Source organism: Bradyrhizobium genomosp. I (2014) (genome assembly GCF_000261685.1).
GTDB lineage: Bacteria > Pseudomonadota > Alphaproteobacteria > Rhizobiales > Xanthobacteraceae > Bradyrhizobium.
In genome coordinates this window covers 1-843 of record NZ_AJQE01000077.1, presented here as the reverse complement: position 1 = coordinate 843, position 843 = coordinate 1, and the positions used below count along the sequence as shown (strand labels likewise).

Here is an 843-nt window from a genome sequence, read left to right as displayed (position 1 = left end):
CGGGCCAAGCCGCTGCACCCGTCCGCCTTCCTGATCGATCAGGACAGGAGCATCGGACGCATTGGCAACCGCCCGCAATTCCGCAACTAGCGCAGCAACTTGCGCCGGTGTCGCGACGTTGCGCTTGAAGAGGATGAAGCCCCATGGGCGTTCGGCACGGATAAACTCCCGCTCGGCGGCGGTCAGTTCCGTTCCGGATACGCCGGTAATGAAGGCCCGCGTGCTCATAACGGCCGATTAACCCTGCCCCGCGAGGGGGTCAAGGAAACGGCCGTTAATTCCTCTGGACGAAGCAGGCGGACAAGCCTGCAGACTTCAGGCTGTTGCAGGTGTGCGTCGCCTCCTCCGCCGAGCCAAAGGGCCCAGCGAAGGCACGGTAGACGATCCCCTTGCCCTTATCGGTGAGGTCGACGCGCTTGATCACCGGCGAGCGGGAGCCGAGCACGCTGCCATACTTGCTCTGAAGCACGCGGTACGACGCAGCGGCGCTCTCCTCGCTCTGCTGCGAGGAGACCTGCACGATATAGCCGCCACCGCCACTGCTGGCGGGCGCCAGCTGAGTCGGAGTGGTCGCAGCCATCCGCTGCGGCGGTTCGGCCGCCGGAACCGATTGCGGCGCGAGCGACATCGGCTGATTGGCGCTGGCATTGGCCGAGGACGGCGGATTGTGCGGCGTGGCCGGCGCAACGGGCTTCGCTGCAGCAGCCGTCGACCTGGCGGCAGCGGCAGATTGCGGCGTGGCGCTATCGGTCTGGTCGCCCTTCACGGCGACGGTCCGGATCGGGCGCGGCGAATTGCTCGGCAGGGTCCCGTTGCTCGGGACCGGACCCGCGCTTGGCGAGG

Annotated in this window: 1 protein-coding gene and 1 pseudogene; both read right to left on the bottom strand. The window is 67.4% G+C overall.

The features are described from left to right. Positions 1 to 228 (bottom strand): annotated as a pseudogene (locus tag IC50_RS38945) (beta-hexosaminidase); the annotation flags it as partial. Positions 229 to 274: 46 nt separating this feature from the next. Next, positions 275 to 843: SPOR domain-containing protein (locus tag IC50_RS07555; protein ID WP_035702543.1), on the bottom strand; the 569-nt coding region annotated here is incomplete at its 5' end.